Here is a 23,315-nt window from a genome sequence, read left to right on the forward strand (position 1 = left end):
GTCGTGAAATTCACGCTTCAGGCAGGGCATCTGCTGCGCGCCTCGCAATTCGATTTACGAATTCGCGCCACGCCATTCAGGAGATCCATGGCAACCACGACTGCCGCTCGCACGAACCGTTCGAAGAACCGTCGGCGCCACACACATAACGAGGGAATCATCCCGCTGCTTGCTCGCGCCGTGCGCGAGGTTGAAGCCTCTGCTCATCGAGGCAAAGCGAGCTCTTCGGGGCGCACGAAGTTTCATGTCATCGCGCTGTTGATGCGTGAAGAGCGCGCCAGGGTAAAAACTGACGAGCAGATGAGCGACGCGGAGCGCGCAGAGACACTCAAGCGGCTCGACGGTGTGGCTGCGATTTTGGCGAAAGCGGCGGCGCGGGACACCTCGCTCATCACGTTGCTTGAACCGACAGCGCCGATTAACGAAGGCACACGCGCGTTGAAGCGCAAGATGCTCACGCAGGCCGGTATTGAGTTGCCTGACGCAGAACCAGAGCCAGAAAAGAAGGCCAGCTATGTTCCGCCAGAGTTGGCAGAACGGCAGGTTGAGCCTCCGGGGATCGAGGGGCGTATGCTCTCGAACCCGTTCCTTGCTCCAGATCTCACCGAGCACAAAAAGCCGACTCCGGTGGTGCGACTGGCGAACTGGGAGCTGCTTGGGCCGTTGCTGAAAGCGTTCGAGCAGGGTGGCGGCGGTAGCGCCTGTATGCCACTCCCCGAAGCGCCGGCGATCGATCGGCTCTCGCCGCGCGGCCTCGAAGTGATGCCGCACCAGGCGCGTTTCTTGGAGAGCGTGCGAGAGGGCCACCGAAGCTATCTGCTTGCCGATGAGCCTGGCCTTGGCAAGACCGCGCAGTCGGTAATCGCTGCTTCGGTCGCGAACGCATACCCGCTGCTCGTTGTCGTGCCTAACGTGGTGAAGATGAACTGGGCGCGCGAGGTAGAGCGCTGGACTCCACAGCGCCGCGTCACTGTGATTCACGGTGACGGTGACAACATTGACGCCTTCGCGGATGTGTTTGTCGTGAACTATGACATTCTCGACCGCCACCTGAGCTGGATCTCGCGTTTCGGGTTCAAGGGAATGGTCGTCGATGAGGCGCACATGATCAAAAATGTGCAGTCGCAGCGCTCACGCAATGTGCTCGCTATTGCTGAACGTATTCGTGAGCGAGTGCCAGGCGGTAGGCCGCTACTGCTCGCGCTTACGGGCACACCCCTGATCAACGACATTGATGACTTCCGTGCGATCTGGCGTTTCCTCGGCTGGACCGACGCTGAAAAGCCGGGACCAGACCTGATGGCTGCTCTCGAGTCGAATGGCTACACACCGGCTGATCCGCAGTTCTACCCGGCGGCACGCGAGAGTGTGATCGAGATGGGCATTGTGCGTCGCCGCAAGCTTGATGTTGCCGCTGATCTGCCTGCCAAGCGTGTCGTCGACCTGCCGGTTGAGCTTGACGATGATCTTGGCCGCGGTATTCGCGATGCCGAGAAGCAACTGGCTGATCGCCTGGTGACCAGATTCAACCTGATCAAGTCTGGCAAGCTTGGCCGGGAGCTGAGTGACGAGTCGATTATTCGCATGGTCGCAGCGCAAGAGCTTGAAGAGTCGAACGCCTCGTCGAACGGTCTGAACGTCTTCACTATGGTGCGTCAGATCGGTCAGGCAAAGGCGTCGCTGGCAGCGGACTATGCGGCGCAGCTCGCTCGTTCGGTCGGCAAGGTCGTATTCTTTGCGAAGCATATTGACGTGATGGACCGTGCCGAAGCGGCATTCGCCGAACGCGGTCTCGGTACCGTTTCGATTCGTGGCGATCAGACTGCGACGTTTAGGCAGCAGCAGATCGACGCGTTCAATACCGATGAATCAGTTTCGGTGGCAGTGTGTTCGTTGACCGCTGCCGGCGTTGGCGTGAACCTGCAGGCGTCGTCAAACGTTGTGCTTGCGGAGCTCAGCTGGACCGACGCAGAGCAGACGCAGGCGATTGACCGTGTGCACCGTATTGGCCAGGAAGAGCCGGTCACGGCTTGGCGAATTGTTGCAGCGCAGACGATCGACGCGCGTATTGCCGAGCTGATCGATTCGAAGGCCGGGCTTGCGGCCCGCGCGCTTGATGGCGCTGCAGGCCCTCGCGAAGACGAAGATTCGGTGCAGATGCTCACCCTGATGGCAGTGCTAAAGGCGGCTCTCGAGAGCTAAAATCACGCTGCTTGGCGCTTTACTTACGAAGCGTGGCTATCTTGCCATTCACTTCGGGCGAGCTAGCTCGATAGCATGGTGCTCATGCGTATCGGTGTGCTCTGCTCGGGCGGCGACAGCCCAGGAATGAATGCGGCGATTCGTGGAGCCGTGCTCCGCGGGGTCGACGTGCACGGATTCGAAATGATCGGATTTGTTGACGGCTGGAGTGGCTTCCACAACGGAGACACGGTGCCGCTGGATCGCAGCGCAGTACAGGGCATCTCACCCCTCGGTGGCGTCTTTCTCGGCACCAGCAGAGTCGCGCCGTTCAGCGGACGCCCAGGCGAAAAGATCGACCTCAGCGAGTTCAAAGCAAAGATGGCCAGCTACGGCCTCGACGGATTCATGCTGATCGGCGGCAACGGAACCCAAACCGTAGCGAGCATTCTCGCAAGCCACGACATCAACGTTGTCGGCCTACCCAAAACCATCGACAACGACCTCGCTGCCACTGACTACACCTTTGGGTTTGACACCGCAGTCTCGGTAGCCGCCGAAGCCATCGACCGCTTGCGCACCACCGGTGACTCGCACCGTCGATGCATGGTGCTTGAAGTGATGGGGCGCGACGTTGGCTGGATCGCACTACACGCTGGCATGGCCGGTGGTGCACAAGCGATGCTCGTGCCAGAGTTCCCCGAAAGCATCGAGCAAATCAGCGAATGGGTGACCAGCGTGCGCGACCGGGGTCGCTCGGCACTCATCGTGGTCGCCGAAGGCTTTAAACTCTCCGGCGAGAGCGAAGCAACCACTCGCGAGGGTCTCGACGGTTTCGGTCGCCCGAGGCTCGGCGGCATCGCTGAGGTGCTCGCGCCCATGATCGAAGAACACACCGGCATCGAAACACGAGCAACCGTGCTCGGTTACGTACAGCGCGGTGGATCGCCAACCGCGTTCGATCGAGTTCTCGCAACGCGCACCGGCACTGCGGCTGCTGACGCTGTGCTGCGCGGCGAGTGGGGCACCATGGCAGGCTTGCACGGTGACCGCATTGATATGGTGCCGCTCGCAGACGCAGTCGGCATTCTCAAAACAGTGCCGGGCGACCGCTATGCGGAGGCACGTCTGAGCTTCGGGTGATCCAGCGCTAAAAACTGGATGCACTACCGAAGTACTGCGGCTTAACGGCCGAGCTTCTGCTTCACATCAAGCAGCGACGGGTTCGTGGCGGTGCTTGCATCCGGATAGATCACGGTCGGAACCGTGCGATTGCCGCCATTTACGGCTTCAACGAGCTCAGGGGTACCCGGAGTGTTCTCGATGTCGATCTCGGTATAGCCGATGCCCTCGCTATCGAGCATTTTCTTGAGTCGCTTGCAGTAACCGCACCACTCGGTTGAGAACATGGTGATGGTGCCCTCTGCGGGGATGAAATCGTTCGCGCTAACTCTCATGAAAGAACTCCTTGTTGAGGCTCAAGAATTAACCTGAATCTTACCGCCGCTGAGTCCCAGAACCCTGACAGGACTCCCATCGCGAGAACGTGGTTTCGACTTGACCGATTCGAGGACTCTTGCGAAAATGAATCGCACGCAAACGCAGAATAAATTTTTGGTGACCACCGGGAATTTTCTGGGGGAGCGAGCGCGGACGCACACCTCAAACGGAAGACGCTGGTGGAATTCACCCTCATCGTGTTGCTGGTCATCGTGCTGGCTCTCTTTTTCGACTTCACCAATGGGTTTCATGACACCGCGAATGCGATGGCAACTCCCATTGCCACGGGAGCGCTCAAGCCGAAAACGGCTGTGCTGCTCGCCGCAATTCTGAACCTTGTTGGTGCCTTCCTCTCAACCGAGGTTGCGAAAACCATCTCTGGCGGCCTGATTAACGAGGGCGACGGAGGGGTATTGATTACCCCAGAGATGATTTTTGCCGGTCTGATTGGCGCAATCGTTTGGAACCTGATCACCTGGCTGTACGGTCTGCCATCAAGCTCATCGCACGCACTCTTCGGCGGCCTGATTGGCGCCGCAATTGTGGGTGCCGGACTCTCGTCGATCAATGGCGGCGTGTTCCTCTCGAAGATCATCATTCCGGCGCTTGCGGCTCCGCTCACCGCCGGTCTTGTTGCGTTTATCGCAACCAAGGTTGCTTACTCGATCACCCGTCGACACGACGGCAAAAAAGACGGTCGCGGCCGCTTCCGCTACGCACAGATCGCATCGTCTTCACTGATCGCTCTCGCGCACGGCACCAACGATGCACAGAAGACCATGGGCGTGATTACCCTCACCCTGGTCGCTGCCAACCTGCAGGAGCCAGGCACCGGCCCACACCTTTGGGTAGTCGTGGCCTGTGCGCTCGCAATCGCGATTGGCACCTACTCGGGCGGCTGGCGCATCATTCGCACGCTCGGTGCAGGCCTCACCCAGGTAAAGCCAGCACAGGGCTTCGCAGCAGAAACCTCAACCGCAGCAACAATTCTTGCGTCGAGCCACCTCGGCTTCGCGCTTTCAACCACACAGGTAGCCTCGGGCTCCGTGATCGGCTCCGGCCTCGGTCGTAAAGGCTCAAGCGTGCGCTGGCGCACCGCGGGCCGAATCGGCCTCGGCTGGCTCTTCACACTGCCGGCAGCCGGTGCAGTCGGTGCAATCGCCGCGCTGATCGCTCACCTTGGCACCATCGGTATCTTGATCGACACAGTTGTCGGATTCGGCTTCATCGTCTTCATCTTCTGGCGTTCACGTCGCAACAAGGTGGATCACACAAACGCAGTGGCAGTCGCAGACGTCGCTGAATCTGGCTATGCAGTGCGCATTGGTAGCCGCAAGGTACGTAAGGTGCCAACCCGCACCGGTACCGTGCCGCCACTCACCAATGTTGCACAGAGCGCTGTGCGCGACGATAAGGCTGCCCGTGAGGCAGAGCGGCGCGCTGCCGCAGAGCGAGAAGCCGCTGAACGTGCCGCACGCAAGGCAGCAAAACAGGCCAAAAAACGTGAACAGAAGCAGCACGGAGGCGAGCAATGATTGACTGGCTGGCATTCCTGACAGTATTCGTGGCGGCGCTCGGCTCGGCCGTAGTGGTTGTCGCACTGTACTCGCTCGGAATTCGTTTTCTGGCGACCCCAGCACCGAAAGTGGTTCGCCCCGACGGTAGCTACGAACCTGACGGACCATCACGTGATGACGAAGATGACGATGTCGACGACCTCGATCGGCCGCGCTGGGCCACAATCGCGGCAACCATTTGCTTCGGACTCAGCGTGATTTGCGTGCTGGTTGGTATTTATTTGATTGTGCCAGCTCTCCACGGCTAGGCCGTGTCGAGCTGATCTCCTCCAATCTGCCGAGCTCGACTAGCGAATAAGCTGCGCGAAGTCACAAAGCCCTACAGACTCGGAGCTTCACCGAGTAGCCTTGGGCCATGAGTGAATCGACCGTTCCCGTAGTAGTGAAGGGCCTGCGACACAGCTTCAATAGCGGGGTTACCCGTCCAGAAGCTTGGCGCCGCAGCCAGCTGCTGCGCATGCGAGACATGCTTGTTGAGCGCGAGGCAGACTTCGAAGCAGCGCTGCACGCCGATCTTGGCAAGTCACCGCTCGAATCGCAGATCACTGAGATTGGCTTTTTGATTGGCGAAATCGATCACACTCTCGCCAACCTGAGCAAGTGGATGCGTCCCCGTCGAGTGGCAACCCCACTCGCGGTGCAACCGGCGACCGCAAAGATCGTGCCCGAACCGCTTGGCCTTGCGCTGATCATCGCACCCTGGAATTACCCGCTGATGCTCGCGCTTTCGCCGCTCATCGGTTCGATCGCTGCGGGTAACGCGGCAATTGTGAAGCCGAGCGAAATCGCACCTGCCACCAGCGCCGTGCTTGCACTGCTCACTCCCGAGTATCTCGATCGTCGGGCCATTGCGGTTGTCGAAGGTGGTGTCCCTGAAACGACCGCCCTGCTGGCTGAACGTTTCGATCACATCTTCTACACGGGAAACGGCAGGGTGGGTCGCATCGTCGCCCGTGCCGCAGCCGAACACCTCACCCCGATTACGCTTGAGCTGGGCGGAAAATCACCGGTCTACATCGATGAGACTGTGAATCTCTCTGAGGCAGCGAAACGTATTGCCTGGGGCAAATTTATGAACGTTGGCCAGACCTGTGTCGCACCGGATTATGTGCTCGGCCGCGCCGAGGTGCTTGCCAAACTCGCTCCAAAGCTCGCTGACGCTATTCACGAGCTTTATGGCAGTGCCGTGCAGCGCAACCCTGACTATGGGCGCATCGTTAGTGACGCGCAGTTCAAGCGCCTCGTCAATTACCTTGGCGATGGTGAGATTGTGGTCGGTGGCAGCCACGATGCCGAGACAAGATTTATCGAGCCAACCGTGTTGGCCGGGGTTTCCCGTGATTCCTCGGTGATGCAAGACGAGATCTTTGGGCCGATTCTGCCTTTGGTTGCGGTCGAGAGCCTCGATGATGCACTCGACTATGTAAATGCCCACGACAAGCCACTCGCCGCCTACGTCTTCAGTAATGATTCTCAGGTGCGCGCCCGCTGGCAGAGCGAAACAAGTTCCGGTGCACTCTCGTACGGCGTTCCGGTGATGCATCTGACCGTGCCAGATTTGCCCTTCGGTGGAGTCGGCGAAAGCGGCCAAGGGGCTTACCACGGCGAGCGTTCGTTCGAGGTGTTTAGCCACATGAAGGCTGTGCTTTCGAAGCCGCTGCAACCGGACACACTTTCAGCGACGGTGATGCCGCCGTTTACTGGGGCCAAGGAGAAGATCGTTCGAAAGGTGCTCGGTAAGCTCCGTTAGCCGACTTTTGTTCGTTGGATCGCAGGATCTACTGCGCGTCAAAGTGAGAGGGCAGGGCAAGGTTGCCCACGCCTGACACTCGAACTCGGTCGAGCCCCTGCCAGCCGGCGGCACGCGCGAGTAGCGCCTCAGCAGCTTCTGCTGTGCGCGCTGCTGCGCCCTCTTCTTGCCAAGCAGCCTGTACCAAGAGTTCGCGTCCCGCTCGATCAGCCTTCAGGTCGATGCGCCCCGCAAGTTTGCCGCCGACCATGAGCGGCAAACAGTAGTAGCCAAACTGACGCTTCTCTTTGGGTGTGTAAATTTCGATCCGATAGTGAAAGTCAAACATTCGCTCAGCGCGCGGGCGAAACCAGACAACCGGGTCAAAGGGCGTGAGCAGGGCATCGGGGCTCAGACGCGAAGGAATACGGGCTTCTGAATGTAGCCAGGCAGGCAACGCTGTGCCTTTTGCGTCTACCCAAGACTGCACGGTCACCGGAATGAGTACGCCGGATTCTTCAAGCTGCTGCACGGCCACTCGAGCTTCACCTGTTTTGAGACGGTGGTAGTCGGCAAGATCGTTGAGCGTCGCGACTCCGAGCGAACGCCCCGCCTGATCGATCAGTGCACGTTGCGCATCGCCGCGCGACACCGTGCGCAGGGTCTCGGCAGGCAGTACCTCTTCGGCGAGTGCATATCTCCGCTCAAATCGTTCGCGGCCGGTTGAAACGACCTCACCCGTGGCAAAAAGCATCTCGACTGCTCGTTTGGTTTCGCTCCAGTCCCACCAGGGTCCACGCTTTTCGCGCGGGCCGCTCTCAAGTTCACGCACAAATTGTGGACCGCCTTCGCGCAATTGTGCGCGCACTTGCTCAATCGCTGTGTTGCTTTGAACCATTCGTTCGGCGTAGCGCGCCGCGAAATCGTCCATTCGCCAGCCAAAGAGTGGGCGATCCGCGAGTGGAATAAAAGCCGCCTCGTGCGCCCAATATTCGGTGAACTCGCCGCTTTGCCAGAGATGCGAATCAAAGCTTTGTGCGTCGTATGCGCCGTGCCGCGAAAACACTGGCAAATAGTGCGACCGGGCGAAAACGTTGACTGAGTCAATTTGCAGCACATGCAGTTTGTCGAGCGCTGGATCAAAGGGTCTGCGCGCTCCGAGTTTTGGCGCTCCCGTGAAACCCTGGGCGACCAGGGAGATGCGGCGCGCTTCTGCAAGGGAGAGGCTTTGCTTTGGGGTTCCGTGCATATTCAGGGATGGTATCGCAACGAACACTAGGATGAATCCGTGGAAGAGCAAACCCATGCACGAGCCAGCGATGGCCACACTCTGGCCGATCCTGCGCACGAAGAGGTAGTAGACAACGCTGCCGTTGAGCTGCCGCTCGGAGTTCGGGTCGCGGCCGCATGGTCATGGCGACTGATCTTGATCGGTATTGCCGTAGCGGCATTTGTCTGGCTGATCGCGCAGGTCGCAATTATCGTGATCCCTGTCGTGATTGCACTTCTGCTCTCTGCCCTGCTGTATCCGATTGTGCATGCGTTTCAGCACCGCGGCTATCCGCGATGGTTGGGTGTTACCGCAGCGATGCTTGCGTTCTTACTTGCGGTCACCGGGCTTATCTGGCTGATCGTTAGCCAGTTTCGTGCAGGTTTCGGTGACGTAGCCCGTAAAGCGATGGTCTCCTGGCAAGACATTCTTGGCTGGCTTGAAACCACGTTCGGTCTCAGCGCAGATCAGCTCAACGCTGCTGTCGAGCAGGTATTTGAAACTATTAAAGACAACCAGGGCCAAATCTGGAGCGGAGCGCTGAGCGTCACCACAACCTTCACTCAGGTGCTCGCTGGTGCGCTGCTCACACTTTTCTCGTTGATCTTCTTGCTGATCGACGGAAAACGTATTTGGTTCTGGGTGCTGGGCTTTTTCCCGAAGCGGGCGCACGCGCCAATTGATGCTGCCGGTAAAAACGGCTGGGTATCGGTTGGTCAGTACGTGCGTGTGCAGGTGCTCGTAGCGTTTATTGACGCGGTTGGTATTGGCGTTGGCGCAGCGGTACTTGGAGTGCCGTTGCCGATTCCTATTGCGATCCTCGTGTTTATGGGCTCCTTCATCCCGTTCCTCGGTGCAATCTCGACCGGCGCGATTGCCGTGTTTATCGCGCTTGTCTATAACGGACCAATTAACGCCCTTTTGATGCTGAGTGTGGTGATCCTCGTGAATCAAATTGAGGGCCACGTTCTGCAGCCGCTCGTGATGGGAAGCGCCGTCAAGGTGCACCCGCTCGGTGTGGTGCTTGCAGTCTCAGCCGGTGCATTGCTCGCTGGTATCCCTGGCGCGCTCTTTGCTGTGCCGCTCACCGCGGCAGCGAGTGCGATGGTCAACACTCTCGTTGAGAAAAATTGGGACCCGGGGCAAGACCCCGTGGCTGACTATCACAAAAAGAATCGAGTTCATCGCGAGGCTAAAACGCGGGCCCGCATGAACGCACGTACGAATCGCGGAGGAGAGGGCGAATGACCGCTCTACCAAGCAACAATCCCGCTGCCGAACTCACCCTGGCTGACTTCGAGCAGGCACTTGAAACGGTGCACAAGGTCACCAGGCGCACCCCGCTTGAAACCTCAAGGTTTCTTTCGGAGGCAAGCGGCGCATCAAAGGTGTATCTGAAGTGCGAAAACCTGCAGCGCACCGGTGCCTACAAGCTGCGTGGCGCATATAACCGGCTCGTTGGTTTGAGCGAAGAAGAGCGCGCACGTGGTGTGGTCGCGGCTTCTGCAGGCAATCATGCTCAGGGCGTGGCATATGCGGCGCGCGAGTTGGGTATCAAGGCGACAATTTTTATGCCTCTAGGTGTCGCATTGCCGAAGCTGCAGGCCACCCGAAACTATGGAGCAGATGTTCGCCTTGAGGGCGACAGCTTCGAGGGCACTCTTGAGGGGGCACGCCAGTTTGTGAAAGACACCGGGGCCGTCTTTATCGCTCCTTTTGATCATCTCTCGGTGATTGAGGGGCAGGGGACCGTTGCGCTTGAAATGCTCGACGCGGCTCCAGATATTGAAACGCTTGTGGTCGCTATCGGCGGTGGCGGCTTGATCTCAGGAGTCGCCGCCGCTGCAAAACTGCGGGCTGAGAAAGAGGGCCGCTCGATCCGCGTGATCGGTGTGCAGTCTGAAAACACTGCGGCGTTCCAGCCTTCGCTTGAAGCTGGTCATCCTGTGACGATTAAGACCAAGCCAACCATTGCAGACGGTATCGCTGTGGCGCGGCCAGGCGACCTGACTTTCGAATACGTGCAGAAATACGTTGATGAGATTGTCACGGTTACCGACGACGACATCGCTCGCGCCATTGTTGCGCTGCTTGAACGTATGAAGCTTGTTGTTGAGCCGGCCGGCGCCGCAGGTGTGGCAGCTATTTTGGCGGGCAAGATCAAGGCGACCGGACCGATAGCTACGGTTCTTTCTGGTGGCAACATTGATCCGCTATTGCTGCAGCGAGTGATTGGTCATGGCCTTGCTGCCTCATCTCGCTACCTGAAGTTGCGCATTCTGCTGCCAGATATTCCTGGTCAGCTAGTTCGTACCGCCTCGATTGTTGCTGAGAAGAACGCAAATGTGGTTGAGGTGCTGCACACAAGGCACGCAACCGAATTGCCAATCAGCGATGTTGAGCTCGAGCTGCACATCGAAACCCGCGGCGTCGAGCACGGCCAAGAGGTCGTTGAAGCGCTGCGTGAAGCTGGCTACACCGTGCGGGTGGGTGAGCGGTACTAAGGTACTGGCTTCAGCCGAAATGCAATAGGCGCCCCGAGTAATCGGGGCGCCTATTGCATTTCGCTTTCAGTGTGAGGCCGCTGAAGGGCAGGTGATTAGCCCTCGTAGGTTTCAACCGAGAGAATCTTCACTTCAATCTGGTTGCCATTGGGTGCGGCGTAGCTTGAGGTATCGCCAACCTTGAGCCCCAGAATCGCGGCGCCAAGTGGGCTTTCAGAACTGTAAACATCAAGGTCAGAGCCGTCTGCGATTTCGCGGCTACCAAGCAAGAAGCGCTCTTCATCGCCCCAGATTTCGGCGGTGATTACGGTGCCGACCTCGACAACGCCGCTTGCCTCTGGCGCCTCGCCAACCACGGCGTGCTTCAGCAGCTCTTCAAGATCGCGAATGCGCGCCTCCATCTGGCCCTGCTGATCCTTGGCTGCGTGGTAGCCGCCGTTCTCCTTCAGATCGCCCTCTTCGCGAGCTGCTTCGATACGTGCGGCAATCTCACGACGGCCGGGTCCGCTCAACTGATCGAGCTCACCCTTGAGTCGGTCGTAGGCGCCCTGAGTGAGCCAAGTCTGCTTGTCTGCCATTGCGGCATCTCCTTGGTATATATGTCTAAAGCCCCAGCGACGCCGGGGCTCAGCGAACAAGTTTAGCAGTTGTGCCGATTTTGCGCCCTCTGAGCTTGCCAGACACTTGTGCGTGATTCGGCTTGAATTCGCGTGTCTCTGCGTGCAGACGCAAGGCCAGAGGCGAAAAGCTGATCAGCCTTAGGCCTCGCCCGTGAGCTCCCAGCAGTCCCTGACTCGACCAGTCGTTGCAGGTGACGTGGTGATCATGGTTGAAGTGAACCGTCGGGTACGTTCATCGCCCGGAGGGATGGTGATCTGTTTCCAGCCGACTGTTCCATGAGAAGTACTGAGAGCCTCGACAGCGCACACCACTGTTGCGTCAGCTGGGGCAGTAACCTGCACATCTACCGTGACCGAAGTCTCGCTGTTCACCGAGTAGTGCAGATCTTTAAACTCAAGGTCGGAGCCCTGCTGCCAGCCGCCAAAGAGCACAAAGGCGAGACCGGTGAGCACCGCTGCTCCACCTACGACCCAACCCAGGCGCTTATCGAGGGTGCGTTTGCGGCCCTTCCCGTAGCGTTCATCGAGCAGCGATTGCGATGCTTGGTCGGTCACGCATCCTCATTCTCTTAGACACAGATTCTGTCTCAGCCCAGACGAGTAGACTGAACCCCGGTTGTCAGCGTACCGGGTTTGTCCGGGAATCACTTGAGAGGGCGTCGATGGCGCTGAGGCTGATCGCGGTGCACGCGCACCCCGACGACGAATCAAGCAAGGGTGCGGCCACATACGCGCACTACCGCGACCAGGGTGTTGAAGTTCTGGTGGTGAGTTGTACCGGTGGTGAGCGAGGCGACGTGCTCAATGAGCTGGTCGCTCGCGACCCCAAAAGTCGTCGCGACCTGGCCGGTCTGCGTCGCGGCGAAATGGAAAAGGCTCGCGACATTCTTGGCTTTGAGCACCGCTGGCTTGGGTACCAGGATTCCGGGCTACCAGATGAGGGCATCGCGGTTCCCGCGGGTAGCTTCGCTGACATTCCCGTAGAGGTTTCTGCTGAGGCCCTTGTGCGGATCGTACGCGAATTCAAACCTCACGTGATGATCACCTACAACGAACGCGGTGGTTACCCACACCCAGATCACATTCGCTGCCATGAGATCTCGAAGCTCGCCTGGGAAGTGTCAGGCGACGCCGAGGCATACCCAGAGGCTGGAGAGCCCTGGGCCATGAGCAAGCTTTATTACGAATCAATCTTTAACCCAGAACGAATGCTGCGAGTGTTTGAGACTCTTCGCGAGCGCGATCCCGAATCACCAATGATCGAGCAATTCGAGGGAATGATCGAGCGCTTCGCCGACAAGCCAAGCGATGTCACCACGCGTGTTGAAGTAGGCAACTACTTTGAGCGCCGCGACGACGCTTTGCGGGCGCACGCGAGCCAGGTCGCCCCAGACAGCTCATTCTTCTTCTGGCCGAATGATCTGCAGCGCGAAGCTTGGCCGTCGGAAGATTACCGACTTGCCGCCTCTCGCGTTGCCACAAGCACTGACGAGACAGATCTTTTCCAAGGAATCAATAAGGAGAGCGCATAATGTTTGCCGCAGTTCAATTCGCTTCGGTGCTTGCAGAAGCGGCTGAGAGCGAGCAGTTTGACCCGAACAAGGTCACCCCAGGTGTTGGCGGATTCTTGGTGATCGCGCTGCTTGCGATTGCACTGTTTTTCCTCGGCTTTGACATGGTGCGCCGTCTGCGCCGGTCAAAGTACCGTGCTGAGATTCAGGAAGAACTGGCAGCTGAAATCGCAGAGCGCGATGCAGCAGCACAGGCGAGCGCGCAGGGCGAGACTGATCCTCGCCCCGATTCTCAGGCCTAAGCAGTTCAAATGGTAGCCACCCCGACACAGGTGCTAGCCGAGGTATTTGGCTACCCGGCGTTCCGTGGCGACCAGCAGCAAATCGTTGAACATGTCACCGCAGGCGGTGACGCCGTAGTGCTGATGCCCACGGGCGGCGGCAAATCAATCTGCTATCAGGTGCCGGCGCTGTGCCGCGAGGGCACGGGGATCGTACTGTCGCCACTGGTTGCGCTCATGCATGACCAGGTGGCAGCACTGCAGATGGTGGGAGTGCGGGCGGCGGCATTAAATGCTGCAATGTCGTTCGAAGAGCGCAGATCTGTTGAAGAAGCGTATGCTGCAGGCCAACTGGACCTGTTGTATCTCGCTCCGGAACGACTGAGCTCGCCAGGCACCATCGAGTTGTTGCGCCAATCGAAGATCGCGCTTTTTGCCATCGACGAGGCGCACTGTGTGTCGCAGTGGGGCCATGACTTCAGGCCAGACTATTTGAGGCTCGGTGCGCTCGCCGTTGAGTGGCCAGATGTGCCGCGCATTGCTCTCACCGCAACCGCGACACCCGCAACACATCGTGAAATCACCGAGCGGCTGCATCTTGAGCAGGCGAAGCACTTCGTCTCAAGCTTTGATCGGCCCAATATTCGCTACCAGATTGAGTCGAAGGGGCAGGTTCGACAGCAGCTCACTAGGTTTGTGCGGGATCAGCATGCCGGTGAGGCTGGGATTGTTTACGCGCTGAGCCGTCGCAAAGTCGAACAGACTGCCGGCTGGTTGCGTGATGCCGGGGTTGATGCTGTTGCCTATCACGCTGGCTTGCCGGCTGCCGAGCGTCTCGCTGCGCAGACTCGTTTCTTGCGTGAAGACGGTGTCGTGGTGGTTGCGACAATCGCCTTTGGAATGGGCATAGATAAGCCTGACGTGCGTTTTGTTGCCCACATTGACCTACCTAAATCAGTCGAGGGGTATTACCAGGAGACCGGTCGCGCCGGTCGTGACGGTGATGCTGCGGAAGCATGGATGGCCTACGGGCTCGCCGATGTTGTGCAGCAGCGGCAGCTGATTGAGGGCGGCGATGGTGACGAGTTTGCGAAGCGCAATCAAATCTCGCATCTCAACCACATGCTTGAGCTGTGCGAAATTGTGCACTGCCGGCGACAGTATTTGCTGCGCTATTTTGGCCAGGAACTTGGCGAGGCGTGCGGCAATTGCGATGTCTGCCTTGACCCGCCAAAGCTTTGGGATGCCACAGTGCCGGCACAGAAGCTGCTCTCTACTGTGTTGCGCACCTACAACGAGCGCGGTGGTCGCACCTTTGCTGCCGGGCAGCACATTGACGTGCTGCGAGGCGTCGGCTCTGAACGTGTCACGCAGTTGAAACTTGATGAGCTGAGCACCTGGGGGATCGGTGCCGATCTCTCCGTTGCGCAGTGGCGAGGCGTGGTGCGGCATTTGTTGGCCACCGGGCAGCTGGAATCACAGGGCGAGTGGGGTGTGCTTGCCCCGACTGAAGCCTCAAAGCCTGTGCTGCGCGGAGAGCAGCAGGTGATGATGCGCGAAGAGGTGGTCGCGCGGGCGGCCGGGCGATCCAACGCAAAAAAGCAGGCCGCTACCGCGGACCTCACCGAAGCTCAGGCCGAAGTGTTCGAGAAGCTGCGCGAATGGCGACTCGGCGAAGCTCGTGAGCAGGGTGTGCCGCCCTATGTGGTGTTTGGTGACGCGACTCTGCGGGGGCTTGCTACTCATCTGCCACGTGACGCTGAGGCATTGCTTGAGATTTCGGGTATCGGCCAGGCCAAACTTGAGCGCTACGGTGAGGCTGTGCTTGAACTGCTTTCAGCTTCGGTATAGCGCGCAATAGGTGAGTGCTTGGCAGCCGGATCTTTTGCCTATAAGTGAAGATCAAATGAACGCAGCAAATGCGAAGCCCTGTTGTATTGCGCAATGTGACACACGGCACGTATAGTTGATTCTTGGTGTGTTCCACCGTCGTTTGCCGTGCGCGGTAAACGCTGGGGGAGTCACCAACGGGTCACTCGGCGAAAGTCGAACTACCCCCACGGCATACCTGCACCCGTTGCGCACTCTTGAGTGAGCAGCAGCAGGTCAGTGGCCACGCGAGTGGTCGCGAATGCTCAAACATTGCAGCATTCCTGTCACCGTGCAGGAGTAACAAGGAGAATCAGTGCCTACTATTCAGCAGCTGGTTCGCAAGGGGCGCTCGCCAAAGGTCACCAAGACCAAGGCTCCCGCTCTGAAGGCGAACCCACAGCAGCGCGGCGTGTGCACACGTGTGTACACGACCACACCAAAGAAGCCAAACTCGGCGATGCGTAAGGTCGCTCGTGTGAAGCTTTCCAACGGTACCGAGGTCACCGCGTACATCCCGGGCGAAGGCCACAACCTGCAGGAGCACTCGATGGTGCTCGTTCGCGGTGGTCGAGTCAAGGATCTTCCCGGTGTTCGTTACAAGATCGTGCGCGGCGCGCTCGACACGCAGGCGGTCAAGGATCGCCAGCAGGCTCGTAGCCGCTACGGTGCAAAGAAGGTGAAGTAATGCCTCGTAAGGGTCCTGCTCCAAAGCGCCCAGTCGTAGCCGATCCGGTTTACGGCTCGCCCGTAGTTAGCCAGCTCGTCAACAAGATCCTGCTCGACGGCAAGAAGGGCCTCGCAGAGCGCATCGTTTACGGTGCACTCGAGGTCGTTGCCGAGAAGAGCGGCCAGGATGCCGTGACCGTACTCAAGAAGGCGCTCGACAACGTGCGCCCAACCCTTGAGGTTCGTTCACGTCGCGTCGGCGGTAGCACCTACCAGGTGCCCGTCGAGGTGAAGCCGCACCGTGCCAACACTCTGGCACTGCGCTGGTTGACCAGCTACGCAAAGGCACGTCGTGAGAACACCATGACCGAACGCCTTACCAACGAGATTCTTGACGCTTCGAACGGCCTTGGTGCCGCTGTGAAGCGTCGTGAAGACACTCACAAGATGGCTGAGTCGAACCGCGCATTCGCACACTACCGCTGGTAAGCGGCAGCAGAGAGCCCTTCCAGGCTTTCTGGCGAACGCGTTGCTTCGTTTATCGCGAAGCAGACGCTCACTACCTTTGGTAGTAATCGCTTTCTAAGATTTGGGCGAGGATCACCTCGCGTGTTTCTCGCCCAAATCTGCGGGTATTCACCCGCATCACACAAACTTTTTCACCCCCTTATCGGAGGAGACACCCGTGGCACAAGACGTGCTCACCGACCTGAGCAAGGTCCGCAACATCGGCATCATGGCTCACATCGATGCTGGCAAGACCACAACGACCGAGCGCATCCTGTTCTACACGGGTGTGAACCACAAGCTGGGCGAGACCCACGATGGTGGCGCGACGACTGACTGGATGGAGCAGGAGAAGGAGCGCGGCATTACGATTACGTCTGCCGCTGTGACCTGCTTCTGGAACAAGAACCAGATCAACATCATCGACACCCCAGGCCACGTTGACTTCACCGTTGAGGTGGAGCGTTCGCTCCGCGTACTCGACGGCGCAGTTGCTGTGTTCGATGGCAAGGAGGGCGTTGAGCCTCAGTCAGAGACCGTTTGGCGTCAGGCTGACAAGTACGGTGTTCCACGCATCTGCTTCGTCAACAAGATGGACAAGATGGGCGCTGACTTCTACTTCACCGTAGACACCATCGTCAACCGCCTCGGTGCAAAGCCACTCGTTATGCAGCTGCCAATCGGCGCTGAGAGCGACTTCATCGGTGTTGTCGATCTGCTCACCATGAAGGCTTTCGTCTGGGAGGGCGACTCGAAGGGTGACGTTACCCTCGGTGCTAACTACGAGACCCAGGAGATCCCAGCTGACCTCCAGGCTCGCGCCGAAGAGTACCGTGCAAAGCTCGTCGAGACCGTTGCAGAGACCGACGACGCACTTCTCGAGAAGTTCTTTGGTGGCGAAGAGCTCACCATCGATGAGATCAAGGGCGGCATCCGCAAGCTCGTAGTCAACAACGAGATCTACCCGGTCTACTGTGGCTCGGCGTTCAAGAACCGTGGCATCCAGCCAATGCTGGACGCTGTTGTTGACTTCCTGCCAAACCCACTTGACGTTGGCGCGATCGAGGCTCACGATCCTCGTGATGAGTCGATCATCATCGAGCGCAAGCCATCTGCTGACCAGCCATTCTCGGCTCTCGCGTTCAAGGTTGCAGTGCACCCGTTCTTCGGTCGCCTCACCTACGTGCGCGTGTACTCGGGTGAAGTTGAGTCGGGCGCTCAGGTTGTGAACTCAACCAAGGGCCGCAAGGAGCGCATCGGAAAGATCTTCCAGATGCACGCCAACAAGGAGAACCCTGTTGAGAAGCTCACTGCGGGCAACATCTACGCCGTTATCGGTCTGAAGGACACCACCACCGGTGACACCCTCTCGGATCCAGCGAACCAGGTTGTTCTCGAGTCGATGACCTTCCCAGAGCCAGTGATCGAAGTGGCTATTGAGCCTAAGACCAAGGGTGACCAGGAGAAGCTCGGCACTGCTATTCAGAAGCTTGCTGAAGAGGATCCAACCTTCCGTGTCAGCCTGAACGCTGAGACCGGTCAGACCGTTATCGCAGGTATGGGCGAGCTCCACCTTGACATCCTCGTGGATCGTATGAAGCGCGAGTTCAAGGTTGAGGCAAACGTTGGCAAGCCACAGGTTGCTTACCGCGAGACCATCCGCAAGACCGTTGAGAAGCACGACTACACCCACAAGAAGCAGACCGGTGGTTCGGGTCAGTTCGCTAAGGTGCAGATCTCGCTCGCTCCGCTTGCTGCTGACAGCGAGAAGATCTACGAGTTCGAGGACAAGGTGACCGGTGGTCGCGTTCCTCGCGAGTACATCCCATCGGTTGACGCTGGTATCCAGGATGCAATGCAGTACGGTATCCTCGCTGGCTTCCCAGTGGTTGGCGTCAAGGCTCAGCTGCTTGACGGCCAGTACCACGACGTTGACTCTTCGGAAATGGCGTTCAAGATTGCCGGTTCGATGGCATTCAAGGAAGCTGCACGCAAGGCACAGCCAGTGCTGCTCGAGCCTATGATGGCCGTCGAAGTTCGTACTCCTGAGGAGTACATGGGCGATGTCATTGGTGACCTGAACAGCCGTCGTGGCCAGATTCAGTCCATGGAGGATGCAAGTGGCGTGAAGGTTGTTCGCGCACTCGTACCTCTTTCAGAGATGTTCGGGTACATCGGTGATCTGCGGTCGAAGACCAGCGGTCGCGCGGTGTTCTCGATGACCTTCGACAGCTACGCTGAGGTGCCGAAGGCTGTGGCCGATGAAATCGTTCAGAAGGCTCAGGGCGCCTAACAACGCCCGCTGGCCTGTGGTTCCTGAATATTTTCAGAGAACTGCAGGCCGGCTCGACTCGCGTCAAGCCGGTCGAGCAAGTAACATATAGACACACCCCCGTGCCTGTGACCGCCGAAATCCCTCGGCGGAAGCAGCACACGACGTCCTGAGGAGGACCATAGTGGCGAAGGCCAAGTTCGAGCGGACCAAGCCGCACGTGAACATCGGAACGATCGGTCACGTTGACCACGGTAAGACCACTCTTACCGCTGCTATTTCGAAGACGCTTGCTGACAAGTTCCCGTCAGAGACCAACGTACAGCGCGACTTCGCAACGATTGACTCGGCTCCGGAAGAGCGCCAGCGCGGCATTACCATCAACATCTCGCACGTTGAGTACGAGACCGAAAAGCGCCACTACGCGCACGTTGATGCACCAGGCCACGCTGACTACATCAAGAACATGATCACCGGTGCTGCCCAGATGGACGGCGCTATCCTGGTGGTTGCAGCAACCGACGGCCTGATGGCTCAGTCGAAGGAGCACATCCTCCTCGCTAAGCAGGTTGGCGTTCCTTACCTCCTCGTTGCACTGAACAAGTGCGACCAGGTCGACGACGAGGAAATCCTCGAGCTCGTCGAGATGGAGGTCCGCGAGGAGCTCACCAAGAACGGCTACGACGGAGACAACGCTCCAGTCGTCCGCGTTTCGGGCTACCAGGCTCTCCAGGGCGAAGAGAAGTGGGTCAACTCGATCCTCGAGCTCATGAACGCTGTTGACGAGTCGATTCCAGATCCAGTGCGTGACAAGGACAAGCCGTTCCTCATGCCTGTTGAGGACGTCTTCACCATCACCGGTCGTGGCACCGTTGTTACGGGCCGCGCCGAGCGTGGAACCCTGAAGATCAACTCTGAGGTCGAGATCGTTGGTCTCCGCCCAACTCAGAAGACCACCGTTACCGGTATCGAGATGTTCCACAAGCAGCTCGACGAAGCATGGGCTGGCGAGAACTGTGGCCTCCTGCTCCGCGGTACCAAGCGTGAAGACGTTGAGCGTGGCCAGGTTGTTGTACAGCCAGGCTCGATCACCCCTCACACCAAGTTCGAGGGCACTGCCTACATCCTCAAGAAGGAAGAGGGCGGCCGCCACAACCCATTCGAGACGAACTACCGTCCACAGTTCTACTTCCGTACAACTGACGTGACCGGTGTTATCACCCTGCCAGAGGACAAGCCAATGGTTATGCCTGGCGACACCACTGACATGGTTGTTGAGCTGATCCAGCCAATCGCTATGGAAGATGGCCTCGGCTTCGCGATCCGTGAGGGTGGCCGCACCGTCGGCGCCGGCACGGTGACCAAGGTTGTCGAGTAATCTCTCGAGCTAATCTCTTAGAGATATAAAGAACCCCCGGGGAATTATCCTCGGGGGTTCTTTTGTATTTGTGTGAGATTATTTGTCGCCGATGTGCTTATCAGCCTCGTCGCGAGCCGCTGCGATCTGATCCTTGAACTTGTCGCCCGTGGCCTTGTTGGCGAAGTCAGCAGCGCCGTCGAGCACCTTGTCGCTGATAGCTTCGGCCTGTTCGCTCTTCAGCGCAGCCTGGATATTGTCAGAGTTCTGCTTCACAAAATCGCCAGCTTGTTTTGCAAGATCTTCGATGCCCATGATTGTCCCTTTGTCTTGATTGCTATGCCAGACATGGCGGTGTGCGCGGTGCGTACGGCAACATTATCTACGAGAAACTGTCTGAAAAATAGGGGTTGAATCTCACGTACTTGACCCCATCCGGCACGTCCGAGCGTAGGCTCGGCCTCCACGCAGCTACACTCGAAGAGTGGATCAGCCCAAACCTGCAGCTAAGCGCACTCCGTCGCGGACTCTGAAGCAGCGACTCGATCACGCCTTCGCGGCCTCGGGATTGCTGTTCCTTTGCGACGCATTTGCATGGACGGTCGGTATTCTTGCTGCCCTCGTGTTGCGTTATGACTTTGAGTTGCAGCGTATTCACTGGGGCTGGGCTGTGGTGCTCATCGTCGCCGTTGTGCTGTTGCAGCTTCTGGCGGGTTGGCTGTTCTGGCTCTACCGCGGTCGCTATGAGACCGGTGGCTTCGACGAAGTGAAGGCTCTTGTCTTTGACGTTTTCGCCGTGATGGCGGTCGGCTGGGTGATCGCTTATCTGCTCGCTTATGGGCAAGGTATTCCGCGAAGCACAATGATTATCGCCGCGCCGATTAGTTTCACGCTGATGGCTGCCGCGCGCTATCTGATTCGCCTCTCAACCGAAAACAAAATGAAGCCGAAGGCAGATGCTGAACGCGCTCTGATCTACGGCGCCGGCTATCTCGGTAATCAGACCGTCAAGCGTTTGATCACCGATCACGCTGGCGTGAGTACTCCGGTCGGGCTGCTCGATGACGATCCAAACAAGGCAAACCTTGAAGTGCGTGGTGTGCGCGTACTCGGTGGGCTTGACGATCTAGCGGCAGCCGCCGCAGACACCCGGGCGACGACGCTCATTGTTTGCATCGGTGACGCAGATGCATCGCTCATGCGTCGAGTTGATCAGCTTGCAGACCGCGCCGGTCTCAAGGTTCAGGTGTTGCCACCACTCGAACAGATTTTGCAGAACTCTTCGGTGGTGAATGAAGTTCGCGAGCTTTCAATTGAAGATTTGATCGGGCGTCACCCCGTTCGGCTAGAAACCGCATCAATCGCCGAGTACCTGCAAGACCGCGTTGTGTTGGTCACCGGCGCCGGTGGCTCAATCGGTTCGGAGCTGGCACGACAGCTCGCAAAGTTTGCTCCGCGAGAACTGATACTCCTTGATCGCGATGAAACGTCGCTGCAGGCCGCACAGCTCGCGATTAGTGGACACGGGCTGCTTGACACGAATGACGTGGTGCTCGCAGACATTCGTGATGCCGCGGCACTGAACCAGATCTTTGCCGAACGTCGCCCAGAGGTTGTGTTTCACACGGCTGCGCTCAAGCACCTTCCGATGCTGGAGCAGTACCCTGATGAGGCTTGGAAGACAAATGTGCTCGGCACACTCAACGTCTTGCAGGCTGCGCGCTCCGTCGGTGTCAGCACCTTTGTGAATATTTCTACCGACAAAGCAGCAAACCCAACGAGTGTGCTCGGCCACTCAAAACGAGTAGCTGAGAAGCTCACTGCGTGGATGGCACAAGAAACCGGAGAGCGTTACCTCTCGGTACGCTTCGGCAACGTTATTGGTAGCCGAGGATCGATGTTGCCGACCTTCCGCTCGCTGATCGAGTCCGGGGGCCCGCTCACGGTGACCCACCCAGACGTCACACGCTTCTTCATGACCATTCCGGAAGCCTGCCAGCTGGTGATCCAGGCCGGTGGCATTGGCCGCCAGGGCGAGGTGCTGATCCTAGATATGGGTGAGCCGGTAAAGATTCTTGACGTTGCTAAGCGCATGATCGCGCAATCAGGCAAGCAGGTCGAAATTGTTTTCACTGGGTTGCGTCACGGTGAGAAGTTGCACGAAGAGTTGGTTGCAGCCGGCGAAGGTGATGAGCGCCCGTTCCACAGCAAGATCACGCACGCTCACGTTGACACGATGAGCCCAGAAACGTTGGATCACGCTGGCTGGGTTGCTCGAATGAACCTTACGGCGGAGGCAGGGGAGCGCGTCCAGTGACATCTCTGACATTTGCATTGATTGCGGGTGTGGTGACGTTTGCGCTGAGCCTTGCGCTGCCCGTTGTCGTGAAGCCGATCCTCGTGCGTCTCGGCATTATGGATGTGCCCAATGATCGTTCCTCGCACATAAAGCCTGTGCTGCGCGGTCTCGGTCTTGCCGTGCTGATTGCGATGGCCATTGGGTATCTCGTTGCGCTCGTAGCGCCTGGCGGCATGATCGAGTATGACTCGGCCGCACTTGCATTGTCGCTGGTAGCGGGGGCGGCGATCTGCTCTGGTCTTCTCGGCCTTGGCGAAGACTTGAAAGGCGTGAGTGTCACAGTACGCAGCGTGCTGCTGCTCGCGATCGCGCTCGGTGTCGGTCTTGGTCTCGTCTGGTATGGCGGTGCCGCTTGGTGGCTTGTGATCTACGCGGTGCTATTCGTTTCGGGCTACATCAATGTTGCAAACTTCATGGATGGGCTCAACGGCATTAGCGGCTTTCACGGAGTGATCGCAGGCCTGGCATTCGCAGCGACGGGCGTGCTCGCCGATATCGTTTGGCTGGTGCCTGCCGGGCTGATCCTCGCTGCTGGTTTTGGTGGCTTCTTGCCCTGGAACCTGACAAAGCCCGGAGCTTTTCTTGGCGACGTTGGATCGTACCTGCTCGGTGGCGCGACTGCCGCGACGAGTCTGTTCGCACTGGTGAGTGGTGCTCCCATCCTTGCCACTATCGGGCCGATGATCATTTACTTTGGCGATGTCGCTGTGACCCTCGTGAAACGTGTTCGTGCCGGACACAAGTGGGACGAGCCCCACAAGGAACACGTCTACCAACGGCTGAACCAACTCGGGCTTTCGCACGTGCAGGCATCTGGTATCACTGCGCTCTTCAGCCTCGCTGGAGCGCTACTTGGCCTTGCTTCGTTTTTTGTGGCACCAATCTGGTGGTTGTTGTTGCTCGCCGGTGGTCTTGCGCTGGTTGTGATCTATGTTGCGATGCCTCGACTTCTTGAGAAGTCGCGCGCTCGTTAGAGCGTGCGAACGCTTTCCGCATACGTCTCAGACATCGATCAGGTGTCTCTACCGCGAAATGCGCGACACGCCCGGCTTGCAAAGAACCCTAAAGTCGTGTCAGAATAGACAGGTTCAGTACTTCTCGGTTTCGGG

At 58.5% G+C, this 23,315-nt stretch carries 21 protein-coding genes; 16 read left to right on the forward strand and 5 right to left on the reverse strand.

Annotation, left to right across the window (positions count from 1 at the left end; genetic code table 11):
• The first annotated feature begins 87 nt into the window (after positions 1-87).
• Positions 88-2,202, forward strand: a complete 2,115-nt coding sequence (locus tag QBL02_RS10425) for a DEAD/DEAH box helicase (RefSeq protein ID WP_282726370.1) — start codon at positions 88-90, stop codon at positions 2,200-2,202.
• 84 nt (positions 2,203-2,286) lie between these two features.
• On the forward strand, positions 2,287-3,324 hold the full coding sequence (locus QBL02_RS10430; protein WP_282726371.1) for an ATP-dependent 6-phosphofructokinase: 1,038 nt from the start codon (positions 2,287-2,289) through the stop codon (positions 3,322-3,324).
• Positions 3,325-3,365: 41 nt separating this feature from the next.
• Here the strand turns inward: QBL02_RS10430 and QBL02_RS10435 are convergent, their stop codons facing one another.
• Positions 3,366-3,638: a mycoredoxin gene (locus QBL02_RS10435; protein WP_282726372.1), complete on the reverse strand. Its 273-nt coding sequence runs from the start codon at positions 3,636-3,638 to the stop codon at positions 3,366-3,368.
• A 222-nt stretch (positions 3,639-3,860) separates the two neighbouring features.
• Between QBL02_RS10435 and QBL02_RS10440 the strand changes: the two genes are divergently transcribed.
• The 3 genes from QBL02_RS10440 to QBL02_RS10450 all read left to right on the forward strand — a co-directional run bounded on the left by QBL02_RS10440 (position 3,861) and on the right by QBL02_RS10450 (position 7,008).
• Positions 3,861-5,216: an inorganic phosphate transporter gene (locus tag QBL02_RS10440; RefSeq protein ID WP_282726373.1), complete on the forward strand. Its 1,356-nt coding sequence runs from the start codon at positions 3,861-3,863 to the stop codon at positions 5,214-5,216.
• The gene (locus QBL02_RS10445) at positions 5,213-5,506 is read left to right on the forward strand and encodes a hypothetical protein (RefSeq protein ID WP_282726374.1); all 294 of its coding nucleotides are present in this window, start codon (positions 5,213-5,215) and stop codon (positions 5,504-5,506) included. Before QBL02_RS10440 ends, QBL02_RS10445 begins: the two co-directional genes overlap by 4 nt.
• A gap of 107 nt (positions 5,507-5,613) precedes the next feature.
• A complete protein-coding gene (locus QBL02_RS10450; RefSeq protein ID WP_282726375.1) occupies positions 5,614-7,008 on the forward strand; it encodes an aldehyde dehydrogenase family protein in 1,395 nt (464 codons plus the stop codon).
• 28 nt (positions 7,009-7,036) lie between these two features.
• Here the strand turns inward: QBL02_RS10450 and QBL02_RS10455 are convergent, their stop codons facing one another.
• Positions 7,037-8,236 (reverse strand): crosslink repair DNA glycosylase YcaQ family protein, encoded by a 1,200-nt coding sequence (locus QBL02_RS10455; RefSeq protein ID WP_282726376.1) that lies wholly within the window; start codon positions 8,234-8,236, stop codon positions 7,037-7,039.
• A gap of 39 nt (positions 8,237-8,275) precedes the next feature.
• Here QBL02_RS10455 and QBL02_RS10460 point away from each other — a divergent pair, with 39 nt between their 5' ends.
• Entirely contained in the window at positions 8,276-9,505 is a 1,230-nt protein-coding gene (locus QBL02_RS10460; protein ID WP_282726377.1) for an AI-2E family transporter, read from the forward strand.
• The gene (gene ilvA / locus QBL02_RS10465) at positions 9,502-10,761 is read left to right on the forward strand and encodes a threonine ammonia-lyase (protein ID WP_282726378.1); all 1,260 of its coding nucleotides are present in this window, start codon (positions 9,502-9,504) and stop codon (positions 10,759-10,761) included. The genes QBL02_RS10460 and ilvA overlap by 4 nt, the downstream gene beginning before the upstream one ends.
• A gap of 95 nt (positions 10,762-10,856) precedes the next feature.
• Here the strand turns inward: ilvA and greA are convergent, their stop codons facing one another.
• Positions 10,857-11,339 (reverse strand): transcription elongation factor GreA, encoded by a 483-nt coding sequence (gene greA, locus QBL02_RS10470; protein ID WP_282726379.1) that lies wholly within the window; start codon positions 11,337-11,339, stop codon positions 10,857-10,859.
• 180 nt (positions 11,340-11,519) lie between these two features.
• A complete protein-coding gene (locus QBL02_RS10475; protein WP_282726380.1) occupies positions 11,520-11,936 on the reverse strand; it encodes a DUF4307 domain-containing protein in 417 nt (138 codons plus the stop codon).
• Between the two features lie 107 nt (positions 11,937-12,043).
• On the opposite strand from QBL02_RS10475, the gene mca reads away from it, so the two are divergent.
• The 7 genes from mca (at position 12,044) to tuf (ending at position 19,868) form a co-directional block, all read left to right on the forward strand.
• Entirely contained in the window at positions 12,044-12,913 is an 870-nt protein-coding gene (mca, locus tag QBL02_RS10480) for a mycothiol conjugate amidase Mca (RefSeq protein ID WP_282726381.1), read from the forward strand.
• Positions 12,913-13,194, forward strand: a complete 282-nt coding sequence (locus QBL02_RS10485; protein WP_282726382.1) for a hypothetical protein — start codon at positions 12,913-12,915, stop codon at positions 13,192-13,194. The genes mca and QBL02_RS10485 overlap by 1 nt, the downstream gene beginning before the upstream one ends.
• Positions 13,195-13,203: 9 nt before the next feature.
• Positions 13,204-15,024: a DNA helicase RecQ gene (gene recQ / locus QBL02_RS10490; protein ID WP_282726383.1), complete on the forward strand. Its 1,821-nt coding sequence runs from the start codon at positions 13,204-13,206 to the stop codon at positions 15,022-15,024.
• A gap of 334 nt (positions 15,025-15,358) precedes the next feature.
• On the forward strand, positions 15,359-15,730 hold the full coding sequence (rpsL, locus tag QBL02_RS10495; protein WP_282726384.1) for a 30S ribosomal protein S12: 372 nt from the start codon (positions 15,359-15,361) through the stop codon (positions 15,728-15,730).
• The gene (gene rpsG / locus QBL02_RS10500) at positions 15,730-16,200 is read left to right on the forward strand and encodes a 30S ribosomal protein S7 (protein ID WP_282726385.1); all 471 of its coding nucleotides are present in this window, start codon (positions 15,730-15,732) and stop codon (positions 16,198-16,200) included. The genes rpsL and rpsG overlap by 1 nt, the downstream gene beginning before the upstream one ends.
• A 196-nt stretch (positions 16,201-16,396) precedes the next feature.
• Positions 16,397-18,511 (forward strand): elongation factor G, encoded by a 2,115-nt coding sequence (gene fusA, locus QBL02_RS10505; protein ID WP_282726386.1) that lies wholly within the window; start codon positions 16,397-16,399, stop codon positions 18,509-18,511.
• Between the two features lie 163 nt (positions 18,512-18,674).
• Entirely contained in the window at positions 18,675-19,868 is a 1,194-nt protein-coding gene (gene tuf, locus QBL02_RS10510) for an elongation factor Tu (protein ID WP_282726387.1), read from the forward strand.
• A gap of 78 nt (positions 19,869-19,946) precedes the next feature.
• Here the strand turns inward: tuf and QBL02_RS10515 are convergent, their stop codons facing one another.
• Positions 19,947-20,162: an Rv0909 family putative TA system antitoxin gene (locus QBL02_RS10515; RefSeq protein WP_282726388.1), complete on the reverse strand. Its 216-nt coding sequence runs from the start codon at positions 20,160-20,162 to the stop codon at positions 19,947-19,949.
• Positions 20,163-20,331: 169 nt separating this feature from the next.
• Here QBL02_RS10515 and QBL02_RS10520 point away from each other — a divergent pair, with 169 nt between their 5' ends.
• Together QBL02_RS10520 and QBL02_RS10525 are read left to right on the forward strand one after the other, a co-directional pair.
• Positions 20,332-22,164: a nucleoside-diphosphate sugar epimerase/dehydratase gene (locus QBL02_RS10520; protein WP_282726389.1), complete on the forward strand. Its 1,833-nt coding sequence runs from the start codon at positions 20,332-20,334 to the stop codon at positions 22,162-22,164.
• Entirely contained in the window at positions 22,161-23,180 is a 1,020-nt protein-coding gene (locus tag QBL02_RS10525) for a UDP-phosphate alpha-N-acetyl-D-fucosaminephosphotransferase (RefSeq protein WP_282726390.1), read from the forward strand. Before QBL02_RS10520 ends, QBL02_RS10525 begins: the two co-directional genes overlap by 4 nt.
• The last annotated feature ends 135 nt before the right edge of the window (positions 23,181-23,315 follow it).

Origin of the sequence: Leucobacter sp. UT-8R-CII-1-4, assembly GCF_030010235.1 — a bacterium.
Classification (GTDB): Bacteria; Actinomycetota; Actinomycetes; order Actinomycetales; family Microbacteriaceae; genus Leucobacter.

What these genes read in the sequence shown, in the direction of transcription:
- mca (WP_282726381.1), top strand. Translation starts at nt 12,044, where the DNA reads ATGGCGCTGAGGCTGATCGCGGTGCACGCGCACCCCGACGACGAATCA.
- QBL02_RS10425 (WP_282726370.1), top strand. Translation starts at nt 88, where the DNA reads ATGGCAACCACGACTGCCGCTCGCACGAACCGTTCGAAGAACCGTCGG.
- QBL02_RS10430 (WP_282726371.1), top strand. Translation starts at nt 2,287, where the DNA reads ATGCGTATCGGTGTGCTCTGCTCGGGCGGCGACAGCCCAGGAATGAAT.
- recQ (WP_282726383.1), top strand. Translation starts at nt 13,204, where the DNA reads ATGGTAGCCACCCCGACACAGGTGCTAGCCGAGGTATTTGGCTACCCG.
- QBL02_RS10435 (WP_282726372.1), bottom strand. Translation starts at nt 3,638, where the DNA reads ATGAGAGTTAGCGCGAACGATTTCATCCCCGCAGAGGGCACCATCACC.
- QBL02_RS10485 (WP_282726382.1), top strand. Translation starts at nt 12,913, where the DNA reads ATGTTTGCCGCAGTTCAATTCGCTTCGGTGCTTGCAGAAGCGGCTGAG.
- QBL02_RS10445 (WP_282726374.1), top strand. Translation starts at nt 5,213, where the DNA reads ATGATTGACTGGCTGGCATTCCTGACAGTATTCGTGGCGGCGCTCGGC.
- greA (WP_282726379.1), bottom strand. Translation starts at nt 11,339, where the DNA reads ATGGCAGACAAGCAGACTTGGCTCACTCAGGGCGCCTACGACCGACTC.
- ilvA (WP_282726378.1), top strand. Translation starts at nt 9,502, where the DNA reads ATGACCGCTCTACCAAGCAACAATCCCGCTGCCGAACTCACCCTGGCT.
- QBL02_RS10515 (WP_282726388.1), bottom strand. Translation starts at nt 20,162, where the DNA reads ATGGGCATCGAAGATCTTGCAAAACAAGCTGGCGATTTTGTGAAGCAG.
- rpsG (WP_282726385.1), top strand. Translation starts at nt 15,730, where the DNA reads ATGCCTCGTAAGGGTCCTGCTCCAAAGCGCCCAGTCGTAGCCGATCCG.
- QBL02_RS10455 (WP_282726376.1), bottom strand. Translation starts at nt 8,236, where the DNA reads ATGCACGGAACCCCAAAGCAAAGCCTCTCCCTTGCAGAAGCGCGCCGC.
- QBL02_RS10450 (WP_282726375.1), top strand. Translation starts at nt 5,614, where the DNA reads ATGAGTGAATCGACCGTTCCCGTAGTAGTGAAGGGCCTGCGACACAGC.